Source organism: Acetomicrobium mobile (assembly GCF_937920065.1).
Genome location: NZ_CALETC010000215.1, coordinates 1 through 3063 on the forward strand (window position 1 = coordinate 1; position 3063 = coordinate 3063).

A 3063-nucleotide genomic window follows, 5' to 3' on the forward strand; every position below is an offset into this window, starting at 1 on the left:
TAAAGATGCTATCTAGTGGCACTGCGAAATGCTGCGAAGGTTTGTGCATGGGCAAATTGGCTTGTAAGAGACATGAATGTAGGGTAAAATAGATCAAAAGGTTTTGGAGGAATGGCGTGTGGTTAGTAGTTGCGTCTTTTGCAAGATCGTAAATGGCGATATAAAAAGTGACATTGTATATGAAACAAAAGATGTCTTAGCGATCAAGGATATAGCGCCACAAGCGCCTCATCATTACTTGATAATCCCAAAATCACACATACCGACCTCTCAAGACGTGAAAGATCCTTCCATCTGGGTTAATCTCATGAAGGTTTTGACGACAGTAGCAGAGCGGATGGGGCTGGCAGACTCTGGTTACAGAGTCGTTATAAATTGCGGGAGCCAGGCGTGTCAGAGCATATTTCATCTTCACTTACATTTGCTTTCTGGGCGCAAATTTGGTTGGCCCCCCGGTTAAGGCTGTCATGAGATGCGAAAGGGGGGAGAGAGATGGCTAAAGTTTACAGAAGGGAAAACGAATCAATAGATGATACTTTGCGCCGCTTTAAAAGAGAGGTTAGGAAAGTTGGAGTCCTTCGAGATGCGAGGAAACACGAACGCTACGAAAAACCGAGCGAGATAAGAAAGAAGAAAAGATCGAATTCAAGAAGGCGCCGGGGCTAGCGTTTCTACGCTCTAAAGGTCAGTTTTGTTGTTTCATGCTTGCAAGTTAAAAGGGGAAGATGAGCACTCATCTTCCCCTTTTAACTTTTAAATAAGTGCGGCACAGCCTTGAAGGTTGATAGACGCCAAATAACAAGCTAAAGCCTTTCAAGTTTTATTGAGTCTTAAGGACCAAAAATTTGAGCAACTTCGAGCGTAAAGGCCTTTCAGTCATTCCAAACAGGAATGGTGATTAGGCCCTATTGCAGCGACCGCGATCTACGTCAATTGGCTCAGATGTTGATATTTGAATTTAATCAATTAGCTGGGGGTAGGGGAGGGCAAGTAGCCTTCACGGACATAAACTTGTACTATGAAATTCCAAAGCACTTCCGTCATGTGCAAGCCATTGGCCCTGGTGGAAAGTTAAGTGGCAAAACTTATGGAGATTACAGTGCTATCGCCATGGATGTAAAGGCGCCTTGGGAAAAATATGATCTTTTGTGCGGCTGTACCGTCGATACAAATTTAGTGCAAAGATCCCTGTTTTTATTATTGCATCTTGGTCTCGAAGTGGAAATCCGAACGACCTTCGTCCCAGATTTGATGAATTATGATGACCTTGCTATAATTCAAAGCTATTTAGTCGAAAACGTCCGTTGGGCGATTCAGTGTTTTAGGCCCCAAAATGCCATGAGCGAATCTTTAAGGAGAACAAAGGAGCCAGAACGTGAGGTTTTGCGCGAGAAGTTTCCCGGTGCTATCATTAGATAAAACATGACAATCTCAAGGAGGGGTTTTGGGCATGTCATCTAAAATGAAGTTCGTGGAGAAGGAGCTTAAGCGCCTTAAGGACGAGGGATTGTACGTCTATATCAGGGTTCTTGAAAGCCCTCAAGGTCCGTGGGTACAAATAGAGGGAAAACAAGTTTTAAACTTGTGTTCAAATAATTACCTTGGACTTTGCAATGATCCTAGGTTATGCGAGAAGGCCAAGGAATACATCGATAAATTTGGTGTTGGACCCGGCGCCGTTCGTACTATCGCAGGTACGATGTCAATACACGTGGAGTTAGAGAAAAAATTGGCGGCCTTTAAGGGCGCTGAAGCTGCCCTCGTCGTACAATCTGGCTTTTGTGCTAACTTGTCAGCGATTCCACCGTTAGTAGAAAGAGGCGATCTCATATTTAGCGATGAGTTGAATCACGCCTCGATAATCGACGGTTGTAGGTTGAGCAGGGCTGAGATAGTTAGATACGGCCACTGCGACGTTGAAGACCTCGAGGCTAAGCTGAAAGAATATGCAGACAGAGATTGCAGGAAGCTCATAGTCACCGATGGGGTCTTTTCCATGGATGGCGATATAGCTCCTCTGCCTGATATAGTGGAATTGGCGGATCGCTATAGCGCCATGGTCATGGTTGATGACGCTCACGGCGAAGGCGTTTTAGGTCGTGGAGGAAGGGGAATCATTGATCATTTCGGTTTGGGCGAAAAAGTTGACATTGAGGTTGGCACTTTGTCTAAGGCCTTTGGTGTAGTCGGAGGATTTGTTGCAGGAAGCAAGGAGTTGGTCGAGTTTTTGCGTCAAAAAGCTCGTCCAAACTTGTTTAGCAGCGCCCTGACTGTTCCCGACGTTGCTGCCAATATAGCGGCTGTGGATATCTTGGAAGAAAGTGACGATTTAGTGAAAAAGCTCTGGGAAAATGGCAACTACCTCAAAAAGTCCTTAAAAGAGAAAGGATTTGACATCGGTAGGTCTCAAACGCCCATTACTCCTATAATGGTTGGCGATGCAAATAAGGCAAAGGAGTTTAGTTTGAAATTGTTTGAAGAAGGAATATTTATACAATCCATCGCCTATCCGACCGTCCCCTTGGGCAGCGCCAGGTTGAGGGCCATGGTCTCAGCGGCACATTCTAAAGAGGATCTGGACTTCGCTGTCGACAAATTTTCTAAAGTAGGAAGGTCCTTGGGCATTATCTGAAAATAGATCTTGCAAGGTGATCAAAGTTAGTGAGCAGCCTAAAAGTCCGTTACTTTGCGCATTGTCGAAAGTTATGGCGATTTGCATAATTCAGAGAGCGGTGACAAACATTTTTCGTACATGAGACGCCATGAAGCGCGTATCCATCGATAAAGTACGCTTTTTCGCTTCTATGTATTCGTTTGTGGAAGCACGTTGCAACCTTATGATGAAAAAGTCCTCACTAACACTAAATTGAGATTCCTTTTTAATCCATGTGTTTGTCAGCACGAAATAGTTAGCATAGCTTTCATTTTTAGCAGGTTTTTTATATAATGACTAAGGGTACTTTAGTATCAATACTAGAGGAGGGGTGTAAATGAAAAGATTTATAAGGATTCTTTTTTTTGCTGGGTTAATTTTGGCGGTTTGTGGGATATCGGCTTATGCTG

The 3063-nt window shown here is 43.9% G+C and carries 4 protein-coding genes; all 4 read left to right on the top strand.

The genetic code is table 11. The annotated features are described in order from the left end of the window. Nucleotides 1–118 precede the first annotated feature (118 nt). Nucleotides 119–460 (top strand): histidine triad nucleotide-binding protein, encoded by a 342-nt coding sequence (locus tag Q7P41_RS08440; protein ID WP_303883450.1) that lies wholly within the window; start codon nt 119–121, stop codon nt 458–460. A 32-nt stretch (nt 461–492) separates the two neighbouring features. Next, complete coding sequence (gene rpsU, locus Q7P41_RS08445) at nt 493–666, top strand: 30S ribosomal protein S21 (RefSeq protein WP_303883452.1); 174 nt, start codon at nt 493–495, stop codon at nt 664–666. Between the two features lie 225 nt (nt 667–891). Beyond that, nucleotides 892–1419, top strand: a complete 528-nt coding sequence (nrdD, locus tag Q7P41_RS08450) for an anaerobic ribonucleoside-triphosphate reductase (RefSeq protein ID WP_303883454.1) — start codon at nt 892–894, stop codon at nt 1417–1419. A gap of 31 nt (nt 1420–1450) precedes the next feature. Then, nucleotides 1451–2632, top strand: a complete 1182-nt coding sequence (locus tag Q7P41_RS08455) for a glycine C-acetyltransferase (protein WP_303883456.1) — start codon at nt 1451–1453, stop codon at nt 2630–2632. Nucleotides 2633–3063: the final 431 nt, after the last annotated feature.